Here is an 18,273-nt window from a genome sequence, read left to right as displayed (position 1 = left end):
ATTATGGGTCGTTATTTACTAGATGATAAGACAAAGGCTATGAACGTTAAGTACCAATCAGAGAAGAAGGGTGCTGTTTCAAAGGCTGATAAAGTTGCAATGCTCCGTGACCAAATGTTAGCGAAGCGTAAGCAAAAATAAGCTTAAAAGCGTCATTCGATGGTGAATGGCGTTTTTAATTTACAGATTTTTAACAAATTCCTCAAGTTAACCTGCCATACTATAACCATCGATCACCTGCTAGCATCGAAACAAGCCTGTGCACGGGGGCGTTTCACTTGTTGTGATCACAATATGCAAGGAGCCTGAATAGTCGCGACGGTGACTTGTTCGGGCTCTTTGTCCATAAGAGGAACTCATTTGCTGTTGGAAAACTTTGGTACGAACAGTGGGTGAGTTCTTTTTATGTAAGCGTTTTCAAAATTTCATATATTCTTGACGTGACCTTAACTTTTGTTTAAAGTAATATTCGATAACTTGTTGTAAACTAAATGTAACAATAAGAAAAGGACACATTTAAGGAGGATATGACGTATGGAATCACGAGTAACGAGAATGAAGCGAACACGCATTACGGCAAAGTTGTTGGTATTGGTTTTTGGGTTGCTTTTGTTAGCAGGTTTAGTTACGGCGTTGGAGACGACAGCTAATGCCGAACAGTCGCTCACACAACGGGATACGCATATCACCACGACTGTGTCGACAACGAAGGTTACCGCGGAACCAGTTGTAGCTGAGTAAGACGGAGGTAGGCGCTTAATGAGACAACGACATAAGCGGATACTGACTTTTACCGGTTTTGGTTTTATTATTGGTCTATTAGGTGTGGCACTGATGATGCAAGTTTGGACACATCAGCGTCAAGTTGAAGATGCGGCAGTTGCCCGATCGTTATCGGTTGCCAAAGAAATTTCAGCATCGCGTACAGCGTCCGAACAGGCACGCCAGCACGCCAAAAGCCAAAGTGTGCAATCAGCCGCGATGAGTCAAGTCAGTAAGATGACGTCGGATCCGGCAATTACCCATTTAACGGTTGAAAAGCGTATGGCTTTGATTATGTTAGCGAGTGATATCGAACTACCGATCGGTCAACCCCTGATTATACGGGGGCAGGGAAATGGTGATACCGATGTTATGATTGCATCCACGGATGAAGTGTTAGCAGTCGTGTCTATTATTTCCGGTTACGATCGACTCGTTTATAATCCAATCACAAAAGAAACGACTAAAGTCAATGTTGGTCAAGCTTACCAAAACTTACATCAGACGGTGGCCTATAAACAACTATGTGAACAAATTAAACTAACTTAGCAAAACCAGAATTCGTTATTCTGGTTTTGTTTTTGTTAGGAATGCGCTAAAATATAAACTTACGTGAGTGATAATATACCAGAACCGCGCTAAAAGCGTTGCATTTGAATAATTTTCAACGTGTAAAGGAAAAACACTTTACAGGCAGTTGGTTATTTGGTATATTATTATTTGTAGAAAAACAACTGGAGGAAAATAAACATGGCTGTTAAGATTCGTTTGAAGCGCATGGGTTCAAAGAAGCGCCCATTCTACCGTGTGGTAGTTGCTGACTCACGTTCACCACGTGATGGTCGATTCATCGAAACTGTTGGTACGTACAACCCATTGGTTGAGCCTGCCGAAGTTAAGTTGAACGAAGAATTGGTATTGTCATGGTTGAACAACGGTGCTCAACCATCAGATACTGTTAAGAACTTGTTGTCTAACGCAGGCATCATGAAGAAGTTCCACGAAGCTAAGTTCTCAAAGTAATTTGGGACTTGCTACATAGGCATTTATAAGGGTTTTGGTCACATTTGGTCACCCAAGCAATTATTCATTGTCTAGGACTTGAAGAGTTAGCTCATCTTGAGCTAGCTCTTTTTCTTTTAGCATGTGTGCATAAATCTGAAGTGTGACGCTCACATTAGCGTGACCAACGCGCTTGCTGACGTAATCAATATCAATACCGTTGTGGAGTAGGTATGATACGTGTGAGTGGCGCAATCCGTGAAAAGAAATCGCTTCGGATAATTCAGCATCAGAAATCAAATCGCGCATCAAAAGTGTGACCTTGGCATTGGTCAACTTGTTGGGAATAAGTTCGAATTCATCGGTGGTCTTAAAATACCATGCCACGGTCTCGAGTAGTTGATCGGGGATGACAACCTGGCGACGGCTATTCTGCGTCTTTGGTATTGATTTGTTTTCTGGAATTAAAACTTTTAAATAAGGTCAGGTGTTTGGAGCAACATTAAGAGATTTCACGAGACATCAGTTTCAAAAAACATAAGGATAACAAAAACGCGTCTTGGAATGTTCCCAGACGCGTTTTTGTTACTTAAACAATTTGTTGTTCCATCAAACCTTGGGCAGTAGCGACAATTGCCGTTTCGGCTGAACGCGGGTGCCACCCCAGCAAAGTCACGGCTTTTCGATTGGTAGTGGTCATGTTTTTGCCAAGTAAGCTAGCGACCATTTTCAATTGCGATGATGACCCTAAGTGGGCAATCAACCTCAGTAACCAGTTTGGGATTTTCTTGGTTGATACCTTATCAGCCTTCGCACCAAAATGTGTTTTCAAAATACTAGCAACTTCTGCCATTGAGAGGGTTTCCCCAGTAGTAGCCAAGAAACGCTCGCCGTTTGCGGCGGGATTTTCCATCGCCAGGATGTGTAGTGTCGCAACGTCACGAACGTCTACGTAACCAGAAGATAATTTTGGCACGCGACGCATCTCACCGCTTAGCATTTGGCGAACCGTCTGATTTGAATGTGAGAAGTCTTTACCCAAAATTGGTCCCATAACGCCGACTGGATTAATCGCAGTCATTTCCATGTCGCCAGCATGTTCTGCGATAAACTGCCAGGCTGCACGTTCGGCGGCCGTTTTTGAAATCTGATAGGGATGTTTGGTGTTGGTAATGTCAGTCCAGTCTTCTTCAGTATATGGACCTGACTTCGTCGTTCCCATGCCCACTGCGCCGAATGCTGATGTTAGCACGATTCGTTTTACACCAGCCAGTTTAGCTGCTTGATATACCCGCAAAACACCGTCAACGGCAGGCTGAATGATTTCGTCATTAGTTTGCGCAGTTGTTGCTGGTGTGGGGGAAGCCACGTGCATAACATAGCTGACGTTTTGCATTGCTGCTGTCCATCCGTCATCACTAGATAAGTCGGCCTGTACAAAAGTTAAGTCCGAAAAGTTTGATAAGCCACCATTTCGTAGCATCGTCTTCACTTCGTTTTGTCGTGTCATATTACGCAATGTTGCGCGGACTGCATAACCCTTTTCGAGTAGTTGTAGGATGATGTTTACCGCGATATAACCTGAGCCACCACTTACTAGGACAAGTTCTCGTTCATTTTGCATTTTCACATATCTCCTTTTCTATGAGCTGACATAACACTTGATACGTCAGTGATAACAGGATACAATGCGGCATGTAGAATGCCAACTAAAAATGGGGCATGCGTGACAAAAAGGAGAATGTGTTATGGCAGCGACAAACTTAGCGCAAGAACAAAAGAATGAAACTAAGATCTTTATCACTACTGCACTCATGCAATTATTGCATGAACAACCGCTTGAGAAAGTTTCCGTTCGTCAGGTAGCTGACAAGGCAGGTGTCAGTCGGATGGCATTTTATCGGCATTTTGACGATTTGAATGCTGTATTGGTTGGCTATTATGAACCGAGATTTCATCGGTTGTTCTCAGATTTAGAAAAGTATCATGATGAAGAAAAATTGGCACGAGTGGGATTGTTTTTCCAGGATACCTCTGATGATATTTTGTTGGCGATAAATCAAGGATACGAAAATTTGATTGTTGATTTATTTACAACGGGCTTGGAAGCAATATTTGCATCTGAGGAAGGCTCCATTGCTGAACAATATCGTGTGAAGTTTGTAGGTGCTGGTGTGTACGCAATGTGGCGGGAATGGTTGGTGTCGGGGATGGATGTATCGTTGATGGAGATGAACGCCATGGTGCATCAATTCGTGGGACAAAAATAATAAAGATAACCATCTCTGGTAGAGCTGTTTTTGTTATCTACGTATTTACGATTTTTTATCTTTGATACTTGAGTATGACTTTTATGAGAGCACATTCAAACCCCATATCGGTTATTCTGATAACGTCGAAAAATAACGAAACAGGTAGTCAGCGATGGTTACTCGTTTTTATGTGAGGTGCATGGGGATGGCTACAAAGTATGAAACCTTAATTCATCCCCAACTAGAAAACATCAAACGACTTCGACGCAACGGCGCAACCATCAAACAAATTGCGGATGATTTAGGCGTGGGCTTTTCCGCGTTGAAGAAGTATCGTAAAACAACACCTGAGTTGGATGAAGCATTAAATGATGCCGAGTTAAACATGCAGGTGGCGATGGCGAACTTAGCAGAGGCATCCCTGTTTGATAAGTTGCATGATCGTTTAATGACAGTTGAAATCATTGAGGAAGAAACAAGAGATGAATCCGGTGTTGTGGTCAAATCCAAAACAACAACCAAGTGCGCTTAGAAAAGCTGTCAGCGGAAATCAGAGCGTCAGAGGTGGCGATGGACTTAGGGACGATGATTCAGCAAAGGCTAGCATCATATTCAGGATGGAGACAAGACGGAGTAATCGCGATTATCAAAAGACGTTTAATGGCAAAGATTTGAGCTTTGAACCGCCAAAAGAACGCCGAGTAAATTTGTTCTAGCCCCCCCTAAGTACCTGGGTGACACCCTGGTGGAAGAACGGAGGAAGGGTGCTGTGTAGCTCTCCCCTAATTTTTTCGAGCCGCAATTTTTGAAAATGAGCCATTTGAGCCATGATTTTGAACGGAGCTAAGGGCTATGAAACATTTTGATAAATACGTGACACTAATTGAATCTGGGGACATAGTCGTTGGACGCTTAGTAAAACTAGCAGTCAAACGGGTGGAACGTTTCAAAAGCAGTACATTTTCAAACAGTCGGAAGTAGACCGGCGAATCGCCTTTATCGAAAATGAGACCTCGCAGACAAAAGGTGCTAGTGGCAAGTTGATTTTGTCATTATCGCAAAAAGTCTGGTTGGAGGTTGCTTGGGGGTTCTACACAAATGCGACCGTGACCAAAGTGAATCCGGAAACGATGGCAGAGTACACGGTTCAAGAAGAACGGCGATTGATTCATGAGGTGCCAATCATCATGGCCCGTGGTTCAGGTATAACGACTTTGGGGTCAGCGATTGCGATGGTGGGATTGTTGATGGACGGTGAGTACGGTGCCGACTTGGAATCACATGAATGTGGTGGTACGGATGGATGCTAATGGAAATATTTTTCCGAATAAGGCCAAGGCGAAGAATAAGATTGATGTGTTTGTAAGCCAGTTGGATGCGTTTGTGGCATTTGAAAAAAATCGTGAAAATCTTTTGTATTACTATTGAGTGGTATGAGTTTGATATGATTGTAAAAAAGGGGAACCGATTTATGGTAGTGGCGACAATCCTATCCGAAAATGATTCTCAAATTGTATATGAGTATTTTGTTTGGGATAAACGAGATGCTGACAACACGGGAACCATAAGCGTCAATAAACAATCATTGGAAATTGATTCGCAACGTGCAGAGACTGATAAGTTTGGAAGTTATGAAATGCACGCAATTTCAAAGATTTTGGGTTTTCGCAGAGACAATGATGACGAATATCCAGAGCGGGTTATAAGTGTTTGGCAGTAGAGGGGTGACCCTCTTTTTCTTTTGGAGTGAAATATGGGATTTTTATGAGACGATGCGGAGGCAAGGAATTTATTTGATGTTAATTCGCATTCAATCGTTGCTTCAGAAGCTGATTGCTGATGCATTAATTACGCAGGTGCAGGGTATCTTGACCAGCATGGTTTAGTAAAAATTTGACGGTCGCGGGGAGATAGGTGTGTAGAACGTCCTTGAAAACGCCCCAAGGTATGTTATTATATATGCATACAAAAAGCCCGTTGAAGGGCCATCTTCAACGGGCGACAGGTTCCTAGGAATTGACTGGTTAAGTGCCTATCACTGGTGTGGTGGGCACTTTTCTTTTGTCTCGAAGTTCACCCGCTTGATTGCGACGTATAACGCAGCAATCGCTTGAATGATTTTCGGAGACGTTAAGATAAGCACGATCAGCGCAGCTCATGGGCTGGCCTCAACGAAACTAACCATACAAAATCCTCTGGATAATCTTAGGAAACATTTTGTTTACCCTCCTCGGTTCCTAGTAAGTTACTGAAGGTGGGCAGGGACATTATGAACTTAGACACACTGCCATGGTCACGCAGGGGATCAATCCGTTGCAACCATGTTATCCAGTATGACTTAGTTTTCGTGTACTGTAAACAGGATTTCGAGGCTGTTCAGTTTTGAATTTCTTAAAAGAGCCAACCTATCTGGGGTGGCTCTTTTTTCTGCGGTGAAATGGTTATAGTCGCGTTACGAATTGGGGCTGGTGTTTGCATTTTGTGACTGAGATGACTATCATTGCATATTGAAAGTAGACGGTTAATGTCTATTAACCTTAATAGAAAGAAGCTAAACATTCATGGAAGTTAGTTTATGGATCTGGGTCGCATTTTTTGCCTTTGTGGTGGTCATGCTGGCGCTGGATTTGGGTGTCTTTAATAAAGAAAACGTGACACCAACATTCAAAAAGTCGTTATTGATGACTGGTATCTGGGTAGGGTTAGCCTTTGTTTTTGCAGCCGGTATTTGGTTGTTTGCTGGGGTTGACCATGCGATAGATTTCGTAACAGGATATCTATTGGAGGAATCACTAAGTGTCGATAATTTATTTATCTTCATTTTGGTCTTTAGCTTTTTTGGCATTGCATCAAAGTACCAACACCGGATTTTGTTCTGGGGTGTCTTCGGTGCCTTAGTGATGCGTGTGCTCTTTATTTTAGGTGGGGCAGCCTTGCTACATCGTTTTGAGTGGCTGATGTATATTTTCGGTATTTTCTTGGTTTATACAGGTCTGAAAATGCTGTTCGAAAAAGAGACCAATCAAAATTTGGATGATAGCCCGATTATTAAGTGGCTACGCAAAGTTTTGCCGATTAAGGATGACGTTACCGAGCCGCATTTTATCGTGAAGGAAAATGGCAAACGTTATGCAACGCAATTTTTAATCGCTTTGATTTTTATTGAGGCCTCAGATTTATTGTTTGCCGTTGATTCGATTCCAGCGGTCTTAGCAGTGACGACGGATACGTTTATCGTCGTGACGTCGAATATTTTCGCCATTATGGGGTTACGTTCGCTATACTTTGCCTTGACAAAATTATTACCGATGTTTCGTTACATCAAGTATGCGTTGGCAATTGTCCTGGCATTTATCGGTGCGAAGATGTTGATAAATGAAGGGGGTAATATGTTTGGTTGGTCATTTGAAATCTCAAACATGGCTTCGTTAATTGTCATCGTAAGTTTATTGGTGGTGGCGATTGCAGCCTCTGTCATTGTCGCGCGGGTGCAAGCACGCCGTGAATTTAAAAAGTAACAAGATGAAGTCGGTATAGCCAATTTGGTTGTAACGACTTATTTTTTTGCCTCTATTCAGGATCGCGAAAGTACGATAAACTATTTCTTGTAACTAAAAATTTCTTTTAGCATAAATAATACGGGGGTTACATGAGGAAACAGGTTAAGTTTATTGGATTAGGGGTTGTTGTTGTCATTTTAGCCATCTTGGGTGGGTTTAAGTTTTTTGACCGCGTTGAAAATGGAAATGTCGGGATTCGGTATGCAATTTCTGGTGGTGTCCGCGATAAGGCATTATCACAAGGAATTCACTTCGTGGGATTAGACTATGTCACGCAGTATCCCATTAAGACGCAGTCGATTAAGCAACGGGTTGCGGTGGCAACATCGGATGGTAAGAAAACAGATGTAAAAATTAGTTATTCATATCACGTCGATCCATCGAAAGCGGTTGCGATTTATAAAAAATTCGGTTCTGCAGATATCCACGCCATCGAAACCGGCTGGCTAGCGCAAAAATTGCAAAAGGCCTCGCGCGAATCCATGGCAAAGTTTACGTTGCTGGAAGTGGTTGGAACAGATTCGACCAAGGCACAAGCTGGCATTTTGAAGAGCTTCCAACAAGCTGCTGAACCATACGGCTTTGTTGTTGAAGATTTGTCATTTGGGACGCCATCAATTGATGAACAAACGCAAAAGTCAATTGATGACATTATCAAGGCTGGACAAGATAATAAGAAGGCCGAACTAGAAGCCAAGACGAAGGAAACGCAAGCTAAGGCTGACGCTGATGCCAAGATTACAGCAGCGAATGCTGAAGCGGAAGCAAATAATAAAATTAACGCGTCAATTAATGACCAAACGATTGCCTACATGGAAGCACAAGCGCGTTTGAAGCACGGTTGGGTAACGGTGCAAACGAATGATGCGATGGTTGATGCGAAGGGGAACTAAGCATGGGTTTCTTTATCTTCCGAATTCTATTAGCACTTGCGATCATTATTGTGGGTTATTTGAGCTATAAAGCGTATCAGGCATATAAAGCAGACCAAGCGCATCCCAAACATCGTGATGACGATGATATTTAAGCATAAAAAAGAAGCACCGCAGTGCTTCTTTTTTTGTTACCATTCAGTGGTTGTATCATTAAAGGTTTCTAGGTGCAAACCGTTTTCGTCAAGTTGCCAAGTCGTAATTGACCCGTTTTCTGGTTCAATACCTTTGTAAGCATCCCCCGCAAAGCGATTAACTAAATTAATCAGCAAGATACCATGGACAACTAGTAGCACGCGATCACCAGCTTGATGCTTTGTTAGTAGGGTATCTAACCCGTTGTTTAGGCGTGTCCAGAACATCTGGCTATCTTCAGCATCCCCGGCTGGGTCAGCTTGACGAAAGGCATCCATTAGTTGATCACCGTCAAGTGATCCGATTAAATCGCCATAGGTTGTATCGGCAGGTAAGCCAAGTACGCCGGCGAGGGCCTCGCCAGCTTCGACACCTGTCAGACCGTCGAACGAACCGAAAAATTGTTCTCGGAAGTCGGGTAACTCGACTAAGTCTTGGCTGTCTGAGGTGAGGTTCGCGTCTAAAACAAACCGCGCTGTCTCAGCGGCACGCGCTAAATCGGACGAATAGGCGCCATCAAAGTGCACATAGCGTAACCGTTCGCCGGCTGCCTGGCCATCCGCAATTCCTTTTTCGGTTAGCGGTGCATTTGTCCAGCCTTGCATGCGTCGATATTTGTTTAGATATGTTTGCCCGTGTCGAACCATATAGACAGTAATACTCATGTTTTTATCCCCCAATCTTGATGCCTTAAGTGTATCAAAGTTACTCAGATAATTCTTGTTTAGTTGGGACAATATTTACGGTATACTAGAAGTTAGCAAAATTAACTGAAATTTTTCACGATATGCGTGAAACTGAATAAAATTAAGAGGATACAAAAAATATGGCTTTGTATAAAGTAGGCACAATTGTGAACACCCACGGTATTCGTGGTGAAGTCCGTGTCATTGCCACGACTGACTTTCCAGAAGAGCGTTTTGCAAAGGGAAATAAGTTGATTATTGATGGCAAGTCACCTGTTGAAGTTGAGATTGCAACGGTCCGCAATCACAAGCAATTTGTGCTGTTGTCATTTAAGGATTTGCAAAATATCAATTTGGTTGAGCAATACAAAACACACGATTTAATGGTGCCTGAAGAGGCGCTACAAGATTTAGCAGACGACGAATTCTACTACCATGAAATTGTGGGCTTAGATGTCATTGATAATGCAACTGGTCAAGTTTTGGGCAAGGTTGCTGAAATTATGGAATTGCCCGCTAATGATGTGTGGGTGGTTAAGGCTAAGGGCCAGGATGATTTGTTTATTCCATATATTGAAAATGTTGTCACGGAAATCGACTTGGATGCTGGGGTAGCCAAGGTTGATATGTTAGAGGAAATTTAACCATGCGCATTGATGTATTGAGTCTATTCCCAAATATGTTTACGCCTATGCGTGAATCAATTATTGGTAAAACGATTGAACGGGGCCTAGTTGACTTTCAGGTAACTGATTTTCGCGATTATACTGACAATAAGCACAACAAGGTTGATGATGAAATTTATGGTGGCGGCCAGGGCATGTTGCTGATGCCACAACCGATCTTTGATGCGATGGACGCGATTGAGGCGGATGCTGGTTCTCGTGGTCGCGTGATTCTAATGGATCCGGCTGGTAAAACATTCAATCAAGCGATGGCTGAAGAATTAGCACAAGAAGAACACTTGACCTTTATTGCTGGTCACTACGAGGGCTATGATGAACGAATCCGTAACCTCGTGACTGATGAAATTTCGTTGGGTGACTTTGTGCTTACCGGCGGTGAACTGGGGGCGATGGTTGTAATTGATGCCACAGTACGCTTACTTGATGAGGCATTGGGTGACCAAATGTCAGCTGTTGATGATTCGTTTTCAACGGGACTATTGGAGTATCCACAGTACACGCGGCCAGCTGATTTCCGGGGGATGAAGGTACCGGATGTTTTGATGTCAGGGCACCACGCTAACATTGCAACATGGAAGCGTAAGGAAGCATTGCGTCGGACATACTTGCGCCGGCCTGATTTGCTAACTGATTATGACTTTACCAAAGAAGAACGTCAGTTATTAAAGGAAATCAAAGCGGAAGAAGCAAACGAAATATAAAGACTTGTTTATAAACACCAGAGATGATATTATTATTTCTGGTGTTTTATTCACCAAAAATAAACCCGATAATCCGCTGGCCGGGTGGTGTATCGATTATCGACTAGGAGATTTGATATGCGTCAAAACGCTTTGCTAGAAAAGTTGGTTGCTGATCAATTGCGTACGGACATTCCTGAGTTCCGTGCCGGTGATTCAGTTCGTGTATACGCTCGAATCGTTGAAGGTTCACGTGAGCGTGTGCAATTGTTTGAAGGTGTTGTTATCAAGCGTAAGGGTACTGGTATCCAAGCTACTTACACTGTTCGTAAGATTTCTAACGGTGTTGGTGTTGAGCGTACTTTCCCATTGCACTCACCACGTGTTGATAAGATTGAAGTGACTCGTCACGGTCGTGTACGTCGCGCTAAGTTGTACTACTTGCGTGCATTGCACGGTAAGGCTGCTCGTATCCGCGAAGCACGCCGTGCCTAATGACATTCCGTCATTAAGCTTCGAAAAGGCTGATTCCATTTGGAGTCAGCCTTTTTCTGTTATCTGGGTAAAACGTTTCATTAGATAATGATTAATTTATGAGCGTTCGACTCATAAATAAGTCTTTTTTTTATTATGAAATAGTGTAAACTAGAACAAGTGTTATTTTTAAAAGTTAGGGATAGGTAGAGTATTCATGGTTGAAAAAAAGACCAAGAAAGAAAAGCATAGTGTTGGTCTCGGTTGGCGCATTTTGTTTGGACTTGTTGTTGGTATTATTTTGGGCGTTATCTTCTATCAAAATAAGACGGCGATTACCGCGATGCAAAATATCGGGACGATGTTCATCGGTCTAATTCAAATGGTCGTGTTACCAATTGTTTTGACGAGTCTGACCGCTGGAATTGCGAAGATGGGTGACATGCATAAATTAGGCCGCATCGGTGGTAAAACAATTATCTACTTTGAATTGTTATCAACGGTGGCGATTTTAATTGGTATGATTGCCGGAAATGTGTTCCAACCAGGGGCGCATGTGGATATTCATAATTTGCAAGCATCTAATATCAGTTCGTACTTGTCAACAGCCAAAGCGGCGGGTGACCATGGTGTCTGGTCGACAGTTATGGACATTATTCCAACGAACTTCTTCGGATCGTTGGCCAATGATAAGATGCTGCAGGTTATTTTCTTCTCTGTATTCTTTGGATTAGGAACGGCGGCCATTGGGCCAAAGGGACAAATCATTATCGACTTCTTAGATGCGGTAGCTGAAGTGATGTTCAAAGTCACAAACTGGGTGATGCAAGTTGCACCAATTGGTGTCGGGGCATTGATTGGGGCGACTGTTGCCCAAATGGGAGTTAGCTCACTTGGGTCGTTAGGCTTCTTTATCTTTATTGCCTACGCAACAATGATTTTCTTTATTTTGGTTATTTTGGGTGCGGTGTTGCACATCTTTGGTGTCAACGTCTTTACCTTGATCAAGGTATTAAAAGAAGAGATTATCTTGGCTTTTACAACGGCCTCATCAGAAGCAACGTTGCCACGCATTGTGTCAAAGATGGAAAAGTTCGGGGTTAGCCAAGGGGTTGTATCATTTGTTGTGCCAACGGGGTACACGTTTAACCTAGATGGATCGGCCATTTATCAAGCGTTGGGTGCGTTGTTCATGGCACAGGCTTATGGTATTCACTTAACGATTGAGCATCAATTGACCTTGTTGGTTGTCTTGATGATCACTTCAAAGGGAATGGCTGGTGTACCAGGTGCATCATTTGTTGTCTTGTTGGCCACTGTGTCAACGATTGGCGTGCCGGTGCAAGGATTGGCGTTCATCGCTGGTATTGACCGGTTGGTTGATATGGGACGAACGGTTGTTAACGTTGTTGGTAATTCAGCCGCATCAATCGTTATTTCAAAGTCTGAAAAGGACTTTGATGAGGAAAAGAGTATTCGCTACTTAGCATCATTAAATGATTAAATAATAAGCTCCCATCTGTTTGGTTTATGACTGGATAGATGGGAGTTTTTTGGTTGATTAGGGGTTGCTTCCTTGTTGCGCGTATCTAGTGAGAAAACCTGACATTTGCTGTGGTGTAAGTGTAAAATGTGTGTGATAATATAGGGACGAAATAAAGTGGAAATTTGGGTATCCAACGGCCGCTTTGAAAAGACATAAAAGGAGGCGGCACTTGTGACATTAACACGTGTACGTGAGTATGGTTTGAAGGCCATTGTATTTGTAACGGCATCAGTATTGGTGGCGATTTCAATGAATAATTTCTTCATTCCAAATAACATCTTCTCTGGTGGATTTAATGGAGTTGCGCAACTGCTTAGTTTATTCTTTAAAGCAGTTTTCGGCATTCATGTTGAAGTTGGTGCGATTATCATGGCGGTTAATATTCCGCTTGCAATTGCCGGATGGATTTATGCAGGACGCGAATTTACGATCCTATCATTTTTGAATAATTTCTTCGCGTCGTTTATGCAGATTGTCTTACCGAAACAGACGTTAGTGGCACATGAGCCAATTCTGGCTGGCTTGTTTGGTGGTTTGCTGTTGGGCGTAGCGATTGGTATCACTTTTAAGTTGGGCTTCTCAACCGGTGGTATGGATATTGTTGCCATGATTGTCCAGAAGACAACCGGAAAGTCGATTGGATTTATTAATCTCTTTATTAATGGGTTTGTCGTGGTTATTGCCGGTTCATTTATCGGTTGGCAAAATGCCATGTACACAATCATTGGTATCTATGCGACGTCAGTGGCTGTTGATTCGATTCACACCCGTCACCAAAAGCTGACGGCCTTTATCGTCACCCGTCGAGCAGACGAAGTGACCAAGGCCTTGCAAGAAGATTTGATTCGCGGTATTACGATTTTGCCATCTGTTGGTGCGTACACACGTGAGCCGAACTCAACGTTGATGATGGTATTGTCACGTTATGAGTTGACTGAAATGGAGCGTTTGACGAAATCGGTAGACCCAGATGCCTTTATTAATATTGTTAACACAGTTAACGTATCAAACAATTTCTGGAACGAAGATTTGCAAAGTCAGATTAGGCGTGAACGTTTAGCCGCACAGGCACAAATTACGGATGCATTGAATTTGGACGCTGAGGCTGATAAGCTATTAAATAAGTAATAAAGAAGAGACGAGGAAAGAATAATGCCTTTTGTACACGTAGAACTGGTTGAAGGTCGCTCGGATGAGCAACTAAAGGGAATGATGGCTGATATTACGGCAGCAGTTGAAAAGAACACTGGCGCCCCACGTGAGGCAATCAAGGTGATTGTGAACGAAATGCGTGCAGACCGTTTTATGGACGGCGGTACTTTGCGTTCTGAAAAGTAATTGCGTACAATAAGAGGAGTGGTATTTTAATACCACTCCTCTTTTTTCGCATATTGTTGGGAATATGTTAGATATAAAACGATAATTAGGAGCTATGTATGGCTGATCAATATATTATGGCGTTGGATCAAGGGACGACAAGTACCCGCGCGATTTTGTTTGACGCAGATGGTAAGGCCGTGGCAACGGCACAAAAAGAGTTGCCACAAATTTTTAAGCAACCAGGCTGGGTTGAACATGATGCGGAGATTATTTGGGACCATGCGCGTCAAGTGATGGCTGAAGTGGTGATTCAGGCTAATGTGCCACCTTATAAAGTTGCTGGTATCGGTCTAACGAACCAACGTGAAACAACGGTTATTTGGGATCGGTTTACGGGTGAACCAAGTGCACCAGCCGTTGTGTGGCAATCGAAGCAAAGTGATGCGATTGCTGAATCGCTAAAAGCAGCTGGACTAACTGATCTTGTTTACGAGAAGACGGGCTTGTGGATTGACGCCTACTTCTCAGCTACGAAGATTATGTGGTTACTCGACAATGTCCCGGGTGCTCGCGACCGGGCTGAAGCTGGTGATTTGTTGTTTGGCACAATCGATTCTTGGCTGCTGTATAAGCTGACGAATGGGGCTGTGCACGCAACGGACTATTCAAATGCCTCACGAACGATGTTGTTTAATATCCACACACTAACATGGGACACGGAGTTGCTAGAGAAGTTTAATATCCCAGCAAGTATGTTGCCTGATGTGAAAGACTCTTCGGGATTGTTTGGTTATACGGCAGATTATGCATTCTTCGGTATTCAAGTGCCAATCGCCGGTATTGCCGGTGATCAACAGGCAGCGCTCTTTGGCCATAAGGCGTTTACACCAGGGGATGTGAAGAATACCTTTGGGACGGGTTCGTTTATTGTGATGAACACTGGCACGGACATTTCAACGTCGCAACATGGTTTGTTGACAACCATCGGCTATAGCTTGAATGGTGAAGTTACCTATGCATTAGAAGGGTCTGTCTTTATTGCCGGGGCGGCGATTCAATGGCTACGTGACGGCCTAGAATTGATAAACAGTGCCAAGGAAACGGCTGACTTAGCGACGTTAGCACGTGAGCAACATCCAGAGCCAATTTTCTTAGTGCCAGCTTTCACGGGCCTTGGTGCACCTTACTGGGACCAAAATACACGTGGCGCTATGTTTGGTTTGACTCGTGCAACGAGCAAGGGGGATGTTGTCCGTGCAACACTCGAGTCCTTAGCTTATCAAACGCGTGATGTGTTGGAAGCAATGGAGCAAGACACAAACTTGAAGGTCGCTAATTTGGTGATTGATGGTGGCGCGGCGGCTAATGATTATTTGCATCAGTTCCAAGCCGATTTAATTAACGTACCTGTGCGACGACCAGAACAACTTGAAACAACGGCCCTTGGCGCAGCCTATTTGGCTGGACTTGGGGTTGGTTTCTGGGAGAATTTGGCACAATTGCCAGATGTTACTGCATCTGATATCAAGCAACCAATGGCTGATCGTCAAACGGAAATGAAAGCGGCTTACCAAGGGTGGCATCGTGCAGTAAAAGCCGCACGTATGTTCCCTTTGCAGTAACGGATTAGCTTTTAAAAAGTGATTTTTTTGTAAATTGTTAATAACCAAAAATATGTTAACTAATATGTAGTTGGTATATTGCTAAGCGTCTCCATGCAAGTGATCCTGTGACAGGGTTTCTTGGGTAGACGCTTTTTTATTGTGTTAATGAGCGCGAATGGGTGTGACAGATGTTACATAACGTCTTGTGAACCAAACAATATAAATTGCATCCTGATAATGCCGGTTGGTGAAAATGTGAAGAGTTCCCGAACAGAACGTTTGTTCGCAAAAATGGCGCTTGAAATAAGGTATGATAGACACGTACAAGAATTATTTAAGAGTTTCTTAATTATTTTATTTTTAGTAAGTAAATAAGTCATTTTTCACGGGAGGAGTTGTTTGTATGGGACAAACACCAACAAAAGCAATTATTGCAGGGGTCGCGGGCGCCTTGGGTGTGGTTGCGACGACACAAGTACCAATGGTTCAAGCGGCCGTTGATCAATTAGCAAACATGACACAGGACACCAAGCACGTTAAGCAGGTTTCGACAGCCAATGATGCAGAAAAATCAAAGTCGACGCACCAAGGTGTTACAAAGAAATCGGATATTGTGAGGGCACAGTCAACGTCAAATGCGCCACAATTTGCAGTGGTGGCAGACGATGTTCCCGTTGTGCCATCATTGGACCCTGTAGTTGAAACAGACAGCCATGCAGAGGTCGCAGCAGCTAGCGAGGTGGACACGCCAACTTCCTTGTCTGTGGCCGATGAAGTGATGCAGTCAACGGCACCGGTGACTGCATCATACGTTTATATGGCACCAAGTGCCTCTGAAACTAGCGTAATGGTATCAAGTGCACCAGCCACGCCGGCTGAGCAGGCCGTGGTTTCAGAAGCAACCGCGGCAATTGCCAGTCCAACTGATGCAACACGCTATACAGTCCAAGACGGTGATACGTTGGGGAGCATTTCGGCAACGATCGGTGTTCAAGCCGAGGCAATTATCGCGCTTAATCCAAACGTTGATTTAACGATGCTGCAAGTCGGCCAAATAATTTTTGTCCCACGCGACACGGCGACTTTGTCCGAAGTGACGTCGCCGGTTAAGAGCGCTTCAGATGAAGTAACATCGATATCAGAAGCGACAGCTGACGATTATCAGACGGTCTTAGCTGCAGAAGTGGCAGATGCCATGGGTGAGGATATTGTCGTGGAGACCCCATCAATACCGTCTTCAGCGCCAACGATTGTAGTTTCGAGCGCGACAGACACGTCGATGTCAACTTCAGTTGCGACATCATCATCTGTCACAGCATCTTCTTCAGCCGCTAGTTCGGTTGCACCAACGGCACCGGTTGATACGGCGGTGGATAACACGGTGCCAAGCGCAACGCCAAATACCGTGTTGCCAGTCACTCCAGGAGACGAGACAGACGTAGTTAGCGGTAGTTTAACGGCTACCCAGCGCCAAACGATTGTGACAGCTGCCTTGAAGTACGCGGGACAAAATATTCCTTATGTTTGGGGTGGTAAAACACCAGCCGGATTTGATTGCTCTGGTTTAGCTGCCTGGGTATACCAAGATGCTGGCTTGTCATTGCCTTCTTACACAGTTTCCGAAGAATCTTACGTGGCAACAACTGATGTTCGGACCAAGGCTGATGTGATGGCGGTTGCACAACCGGGTGATTTATTATTCTGGGGTAGCCATGGAGCTTCATGGCACGTTGCGATTTACATTGGCGGTGGTCAATATGTGGCAGCGCCCGCACCAGGTAAGAATGTCCAGATTGAAACGATTGATGAAATTAACTTTATGCCAAATTTCATTGGCTCATACAACATCTAACTAAAAAGGCACCCACATGGCTATTATCAGCCGCGTGGGTGCCTTTTTAGTGATTACTTAACAGTTGCGTCAAGTTCAGCAAGACGTGCGTCAATGATGTCTAAGACAGCTTGACGGTTGTCAGCTTCTTCCAAGTCATATTGTTGCAAGTCAATTTTAATCTTAGGTGAAGCGTCGTACTCTTCGTACCACTTTTGGTAAGCGCTCCACATCTTGAAGTAGTAACTACGAAGTTCGTCGTTATCTTCAAATTGTTCATAATCACGACCACGCTTCTTGATACGGTACAAAATCGTATCAAAGTCAGCGTCGGCGAAAACCATCAAATCAGGGCGTCCCTTTTGCATAGTTTGGATTTCAGACATCATGTTGTTTAACAAGGTCATATAGACATCCAACTCAGCATCAGAGATGTTTCCTTCGCGGTGGTTTTCTTGTGTGAAGAGGGCATCTTCGTAAATTGAACGATCAAGGACATTGTTGTCGTCGGTCAAGGCCTTCTTAATCATCGCGAAGCGCTTGTTCAAGAAGTAAATTTGCAATAGGAATCCATATTGCTTTGGATCAGCGTAGTAAAGTGGTAACACTGGGTTTTCCCCAACGGGTTCAAAGAATGCTTGCGTCCCCAAATGCTTTGCAATCAAATCAGTCAATGTCGTCTTACCAACACCAATCATACCTGCCGTGATAATCACCATGGTAGTCCTTCTTCCTTCAGAATTTTGTATCTTTCTATTATCAAACCACGCAATTGTGTTTGATTTACTGTTAACTATCTTAGC

At 43.6% G+C, this 18,273-nt stretch carries 23 protein-coding genes; 19 read left to right on the top strand and 4 right to left on the bottom strand.

The features are described from left to right. Window positions 1–3 precede the first annotated feature (3 nt). The 4 genes from ACJ28U_RS08645 (at window position 4) to rpsP (ending at window position 1,785) form a co-directional block, all read left to right on the top strand. Window positions 4–141: a hypothetical protein gene (locus ACJ28U_RS08645; RefSeq protein WP_407618984.1), complete on the top strand. Its 138-nt coding sequence runs from the start codon at window positions 4–6 to the stop codon at window positions 139–141. A gap of 393 nt (window positions 142–534) precedes the next feature. Continuing rightward, window positions 535–741, top strand: a complete 207-nt coding sequence (locus tag ACJ28U_RS08640; RefSeq protein ID WP_099087502.1) for a hypothetical protein — start codon at window positions 535–537, stop codon at window positions 739–741. An 18-nt stretch (window positions 742–759) separates the two neighbouring features. Continuing rightward, window positions 760–1,311, top strand: coding sequence for a hypothetical protein (locus ACJ28U_RS08635; RefSeq protein WP_407618983.1), 552 nt, complete (start codon window positions 760–762; stop codon window positions 1,309–1,311). Between the two features lie 201 nt (window positions 1,312–1,512). Then, window positions 1,513–1,785, top strand: coding sequence for a 30S ribosomal protein S16 (gene rpsP, locus ACJ28U_RS08630; protein WP_003609072.1), 273 nt, complete (start codon window positions 1,513–1,515; stop codon window positions 1,783–1,785). A 60-nt stretch (window positions 1,786–1,845) separates the two neighbouring features. On the opposite strand, the gene ACJ28U_RS08625 is transcribed toward rpsP, so the two are convergent. Together ACJ28U_RS08625 and ACJ28U_RS08620 are read right to left on the bottom strand one after the other, a co-directional pair. Next, window positions 1,846–2,175 (bottom strand): tyrosine-type recombinase/integrase, encoded by a 330-nt coding sequence (locus ACJ28U_RS08625; RefSeq protein WP_407619016.1) that lies wholly within the window; start codon window positions 2,173–2,175, stop codon window positions 1,846–1,848. 178 nt (window positions 2,176–2,353) lie between these two features. Then, window positions 2,354–3,388 carry an SDR family oxidoreductase gene (locus ACJ28U_RS08620; RefSeq protein WP_407618982.1) on the bottom strand — a complete coding sequence of 345 codons (1,035 nt, stop codon included), beginning with the start codon at window positions 3,386–3,388 and terminating at the stop codon, window positions 2,354–2,356. A gap of 124 nt (window positions 3,389–3,512) precedes the next feature. Between ACJ28U_RS08620 and ACJ28U_RS08615 the strand changes: the two genes are divergently transcribed. The 7 genes from ACJ28U_RS08615 to ACJ28U_RS08585 all read left to right on the top strand — a co-directional run bounded on the left by ACJ28U_RS08615 (window position 3,513) and on the right by ACJ28U_RS08585 (window position 8,603). Then, complete coding sequence (locus ACJ28U_RS08615) at window positions 3,513–4,034, top strand: TetR family transcriptional regulator (RefSeq protein WP_407618981.1); 522 nt, start codon at window positions 3,513–3,515, stop codon at window positions 4,032–4,034. Between the two features lie 187 nt (window positions 4,035–4,221). Continuing rightward, entirely contained in the window at window positions 4,222–4,548 is a 327-nt protein-coding gene (locus ACJ28U_RS08610) for a hypothetical protein (protein ID WP_407618980.1), read from the top strand. 514 nt (window positions 4,549–5,062) lie between these two features. Next, a complete protein-coding gene (locus ACJ28U_RS08605) occupies window positions 5,063–5,326 on the top strand; it encodes a hypothetical protein (protein ID WP_407618979.1) in 264 nt (87 codons plus the stop codon). A gap of 65 nt (window positions 5,327–5,391) precedes the next feature. Next, window positions 5,392–5,736, top strand: coding sequence for a hypothetical protein (locus tag ACJ28U_RS08600; RefSeq protein WP_407618978.1), 345 nt, complete (start codon window positions 5,392–5,394; stop codon window positions 5,734–5,736). Window positions 5,737–6,577: 841 nt separating this feature from the next. Further along, window positions 6,578–7,534: a TerC family protein gene (locus tag ACJ28U_RS08595; RefSeq protein ID WP_407618977.1), complete on the top strand. Its 957-nt coding sequence runs from the start codon at window positions 6,578–6,580 to the stop codon at window positions 7,532–7,534. A gap of 131 nt (window positions 7,535–7,665) precedes the next feature. Further along, on the top strand, window positions 7,666–8,469 hold the full coding sequence (locus ACJ28U_RS08590) for an SPFH domain-containing protein (protein WP_407618976.1): 804 nt from the start codon (window positions 7,666–7,668) through the stop codon (window positions 8,467–8,469). A 2-nt stretch (window positions 8,470–8,471) separates the two neighbouring features. After that, window positions 8,472–8,603 (top strand): hypothetical protein, encoded by a 132-nt coding sequence (locus tag ACJ28U_RS08585; protein WP_277948634.1) that lies wholly within the window; start codon window positions 8,472–8,474, stop codon window positions 8,601–8,603. 36 nt (window positions 8,604–8,639) lie between these two features. On the opposite strand, the gene ACJ28U_RS08580 is transcribed toward ACJ28U_RS08585, so the two are convergent. Beyond that, complete coding sequence (locus tag ACJ28U_RS08580) at window positions 8,640–9,308, bottom strand: histidine phosphatase family protein (RefSeq protein ID WP_099087498.1); 669 nt, start codon at window positions 9,306–9,308, stop codon at window positions 8,640–8,642. 161 nt (window positions 9,309–9,469) lie between these two features. Between ACJ28U_RS08580 and rimM the strand changes: the two genes are divergently transcribed. The 8 genes from rimM to ACJ28U_RS08540 all read left to right on the top strand — a co-directional run bounded on the left by rimM (window position 9,470) and on the right by ACJ28U_RS08540 (window position 17,491). Then, window positions 9,470–9,973 carry a ribosome maturation factor RimM gene (rimM, locus tag ACJ28U_RS08575; protein WP_134644649.1) on the top strand — a complete coding sequence of 168 codons (504 nt, stop codon included), beginning with the start codon at window positions 9,470–9,472 and terminating at the stop codon, window positions 9,971–9,973. 2 nt (window positions 9,974–9,975) lie between these two features. After that, complete coding sequence (gene trmD, locus ACJ28U_RS08570) at window positions 9,976–10,716, top strand: tRNA (guanosine(37)-N1)-methyltransferase TrmD (protein WP_099087496.1); 741 nt, start codon at window positions 9,976–9,978, stop codon at window positions 10,714–10,716. 117 nt (window positions 10,717–10,833) lie between these two features. Next, on the top strand, window positions 10,834–11,190 hold the full coding sequence (gene rplS / locus ACJ28U_RS08565) for a 50S ribosomal protein L19 (RefSeq protein ID WP_010372859.1): 357 nt from the start codon (window positions 10,834–10,836) through the stop codon (window positions 11,188–11,190). A 196-nt stretch (window positions 11,191–11,386) separates the two neighbouring features. Further along, entirely contained in the window at window positions 11,387–12,673 is a 1,287-nt protein-coding gene (locus tag ACJ28U_RS08560) for a dicarboxylate/amino acid:cation symporter (protein ID WP_099087495.1), read from the top strand. A gap of 213 nt (window positions 12,674–12,886) precedes the next feature. Beyond that, window positions 12,887–13,843: a YitT family protein gene (locus tag ACJ28U_RS08555; RefSeq protein ID WP_099087494.1), complete on the top strand. Its 957-nt coding sequence runs from the start codon at window positions 12,887–12,889 to the stop codon at window positions 13,841–13,843. A gap of 24 nt (window positions 13,844–13,867) precedes the next feature. After that, the gene (locus ACJ28U_RS08550; protein ID WP_003609051.1) at window positions 13,868–14,053 is read left to right on the top strand and encodes a 2-hydroxymuconate tautomerase; all 186 of its coding nucleotides are present in this window, start codon (window positions 13,868–13,870) and stop codon (window positions 14,051–14,053) included. Between the two features lie 98 nt (window positions 14,054–14,151). Continuing rightward, entirely contained in the window at window positions 14,152–15,657 is a 1,506-nt protein-coding gene (glpK, locus tag ACJ28U_RS08545) for a glycerol kinase GlpK (RefSeq protein ID WP_407618975.1), read from the top strand. 385 nt (window positions 15,658–16,042) lie between these two features. Beyond that, window positions 16,043–17,491 (top strand): NlpC/P60 family protein, encoded by a 1,449-nt coding sequence (locus tag ACJ28U_RS08540; protein ID WP_407618974.1) that lies wholly within the window; start codon window positions 16,043–16,045, stop codon window positions 17,489–17,491. Between the two features lie 53 nt (window positions 17,492–17,544). Here ACJ28U_RS08540 and ACJ28U_RS08535 read toward each other — a convergent pair whose 3' ends face one another. Continuing rightward, window positions 17,545–18,189, bottom strand: coding sequence for a deoxynucleoside kinase (locus ACJ28U_RS08535; RefSeq protein WP_010372451.1), 645 nt, complete (start codon window positions 18,187–18,189; stop codon window positions 17,545–17,547). Window positions 18,190–18,273: the final 84 nt, after the last annotated feature.

The sequence above is a fragment of the Weissella sp. MSCH1 genome (assembly GCF_045799135.1).
Taxonomy (GTDB): Bacteria; Bacillota; Bacilli; order Lactobacillales; family Lactobacillaceae; genus Weissella.
Note: the sequence above shows the minus strand (reverse complement) of the source record. Positions and strands in the feature narration are given on the sequence as shown.

Excerpts from the sequence above, each read along its gene's own strand:
- ACJ28U_RS08645 (WP_407618984.1), top strand. The coding sequence starts at position 4 with ATGGGTCGTTATTTACTAGATGATAAGACAAAGGCTATGAACGTTAAG.
- ACJ28U_RS08640 (WP_099087502.1), top strand. The coding sequence starts at position 535 with ATGGAATCACGAGTAACGAGAATGAAGCGAACACGCATTACGGCAAAG.
- ACJ28U_RS08635 (WP_407618983.1), top strand. The coding sequence starts at position 760 with ATGAGACAACGACATAAGCGGATACTGACTTTTACCGGTTTTGGTTTT.
- rpsP (WP_003609072.1), top strand. The coding sequence starts at position 1,513 with ATGGCTGTTAAGATTCGTTTGAAGCGCATGGGTTCAAAGAAGCGCCCA.
- ACJ28U_RS08620 (WP_407618982.1), bottom strand. The coding sequence starts at position 3,388 with ATGCAAAATGAACGAGAACTTGTCCTAGTAAGTGGTGGCTCAGGTTAT.
- ACJ28U_RS08615 (WP_407618981.1), top strand. The coding sequence starts at position 3,513 with ATGGCAGCGACAAACTTAGCGCAAGAACAAAAGAATGAAACTAAGATC.
- ACJ28U_RS08610 (WP_407618980.1), top strand. The coding sequence starts at position 4,222 with ATGGCTACAAAGTATGAAACCTTAATTCATCCCCAACTAGAAAACATC.
- ACJ28U_RS08600 (WP_407618978.1), top strand. The coding sequence starts at position 5,392 with ATGCGTTTGTGGCATTTGAAAAAAATCGTGAAAATCTTTTGTATTACT.
- ACJ28U_RS08595 (WP_407618977.1), top strand. The coding sequence starts at position 6,578 with ATGGAAGTTAGTTTATGGATCTGGGTCGCATTTTTTGCCTTTGTGGTG.
- ACJ28U_RS08590 (WP_407618976.1), top strand. The coding sequence starts at position 7,666 with ATGAGGAAACAGGTTAAGTTTATTGGATTAGGGGTTGTTGTTGTCATT.
- ACJ28U_RS08585 (WP_277948634.1), top strand. The coding sequence starts at position 8,472 with ATGGGTTTCTTTATCTTCCGAATTCTATTAGCACTTGCGATCATTATT.
- ACJ28U_RS08580 (WP_099087498.1), bottom strand. The coding sequence starts at position 9,308 with ATGAGTATTACTGTCTATATGGTTCGACACGGGCAAACATATCTAAAC.
- rimM (WP_134644649.1), top strand. The coding sequence starts at position 9,470 with ATGGCTTTGTATAAAGTAGGCACAATTGTGAACACCCACGGTATTCGT.
- trmD (WP_099087496.1), top strand. The coding sequence starts at position 9,976 with ATGCGCATTGATGTATTGAGTCTATTCCCAAATATGTTTACGCCTATG.
- rplS (WP_010372859.1), top strand. The coding sequence starts at position 10,834 with ATGCGTCAAAACGCTTTGCTAGAAAAGTTGGTTGCTGATCAATTGCGT.
- ACJ28U_RS08560 (WP_099087495.1), top strand. The coding sequence starts at position 11,387 with ATGGTTGAAAAAAAGACCAAGAAAGAAAAGCATAGTGTTGGTCTCGGT.
- ACJ28U_RS08550 (WP_003609051.1), top strand. The coding sequence starts at position 13,868 with ATGCCTTTTGTACACGTAGAACTGGTTGAAGGTCGCTCGGATGAGCAA.
- glpK (WP_407618975.1), top strand. The coding sequence starts at position 14,152 with ATGGCTGATCAATATATTATGGCGTTGGATCAAGGGACGACAAGTACC.
- ACJ28U_RS08540 (WP_407618974.1), top strand. The coding sequence starts at position 16,043 with ATGGGACAAACACCAACAAAAGCAATTATTGCAGGGGTCGCGGGCGCC.
- ACJ28U_RS08535 (WP_010372451.1), bottom strand. The coding sequence starts at position 18,189 with ATGGTGATTATCACGGCAGGTATGATTGGTGTTGGTAAGACGACATTG.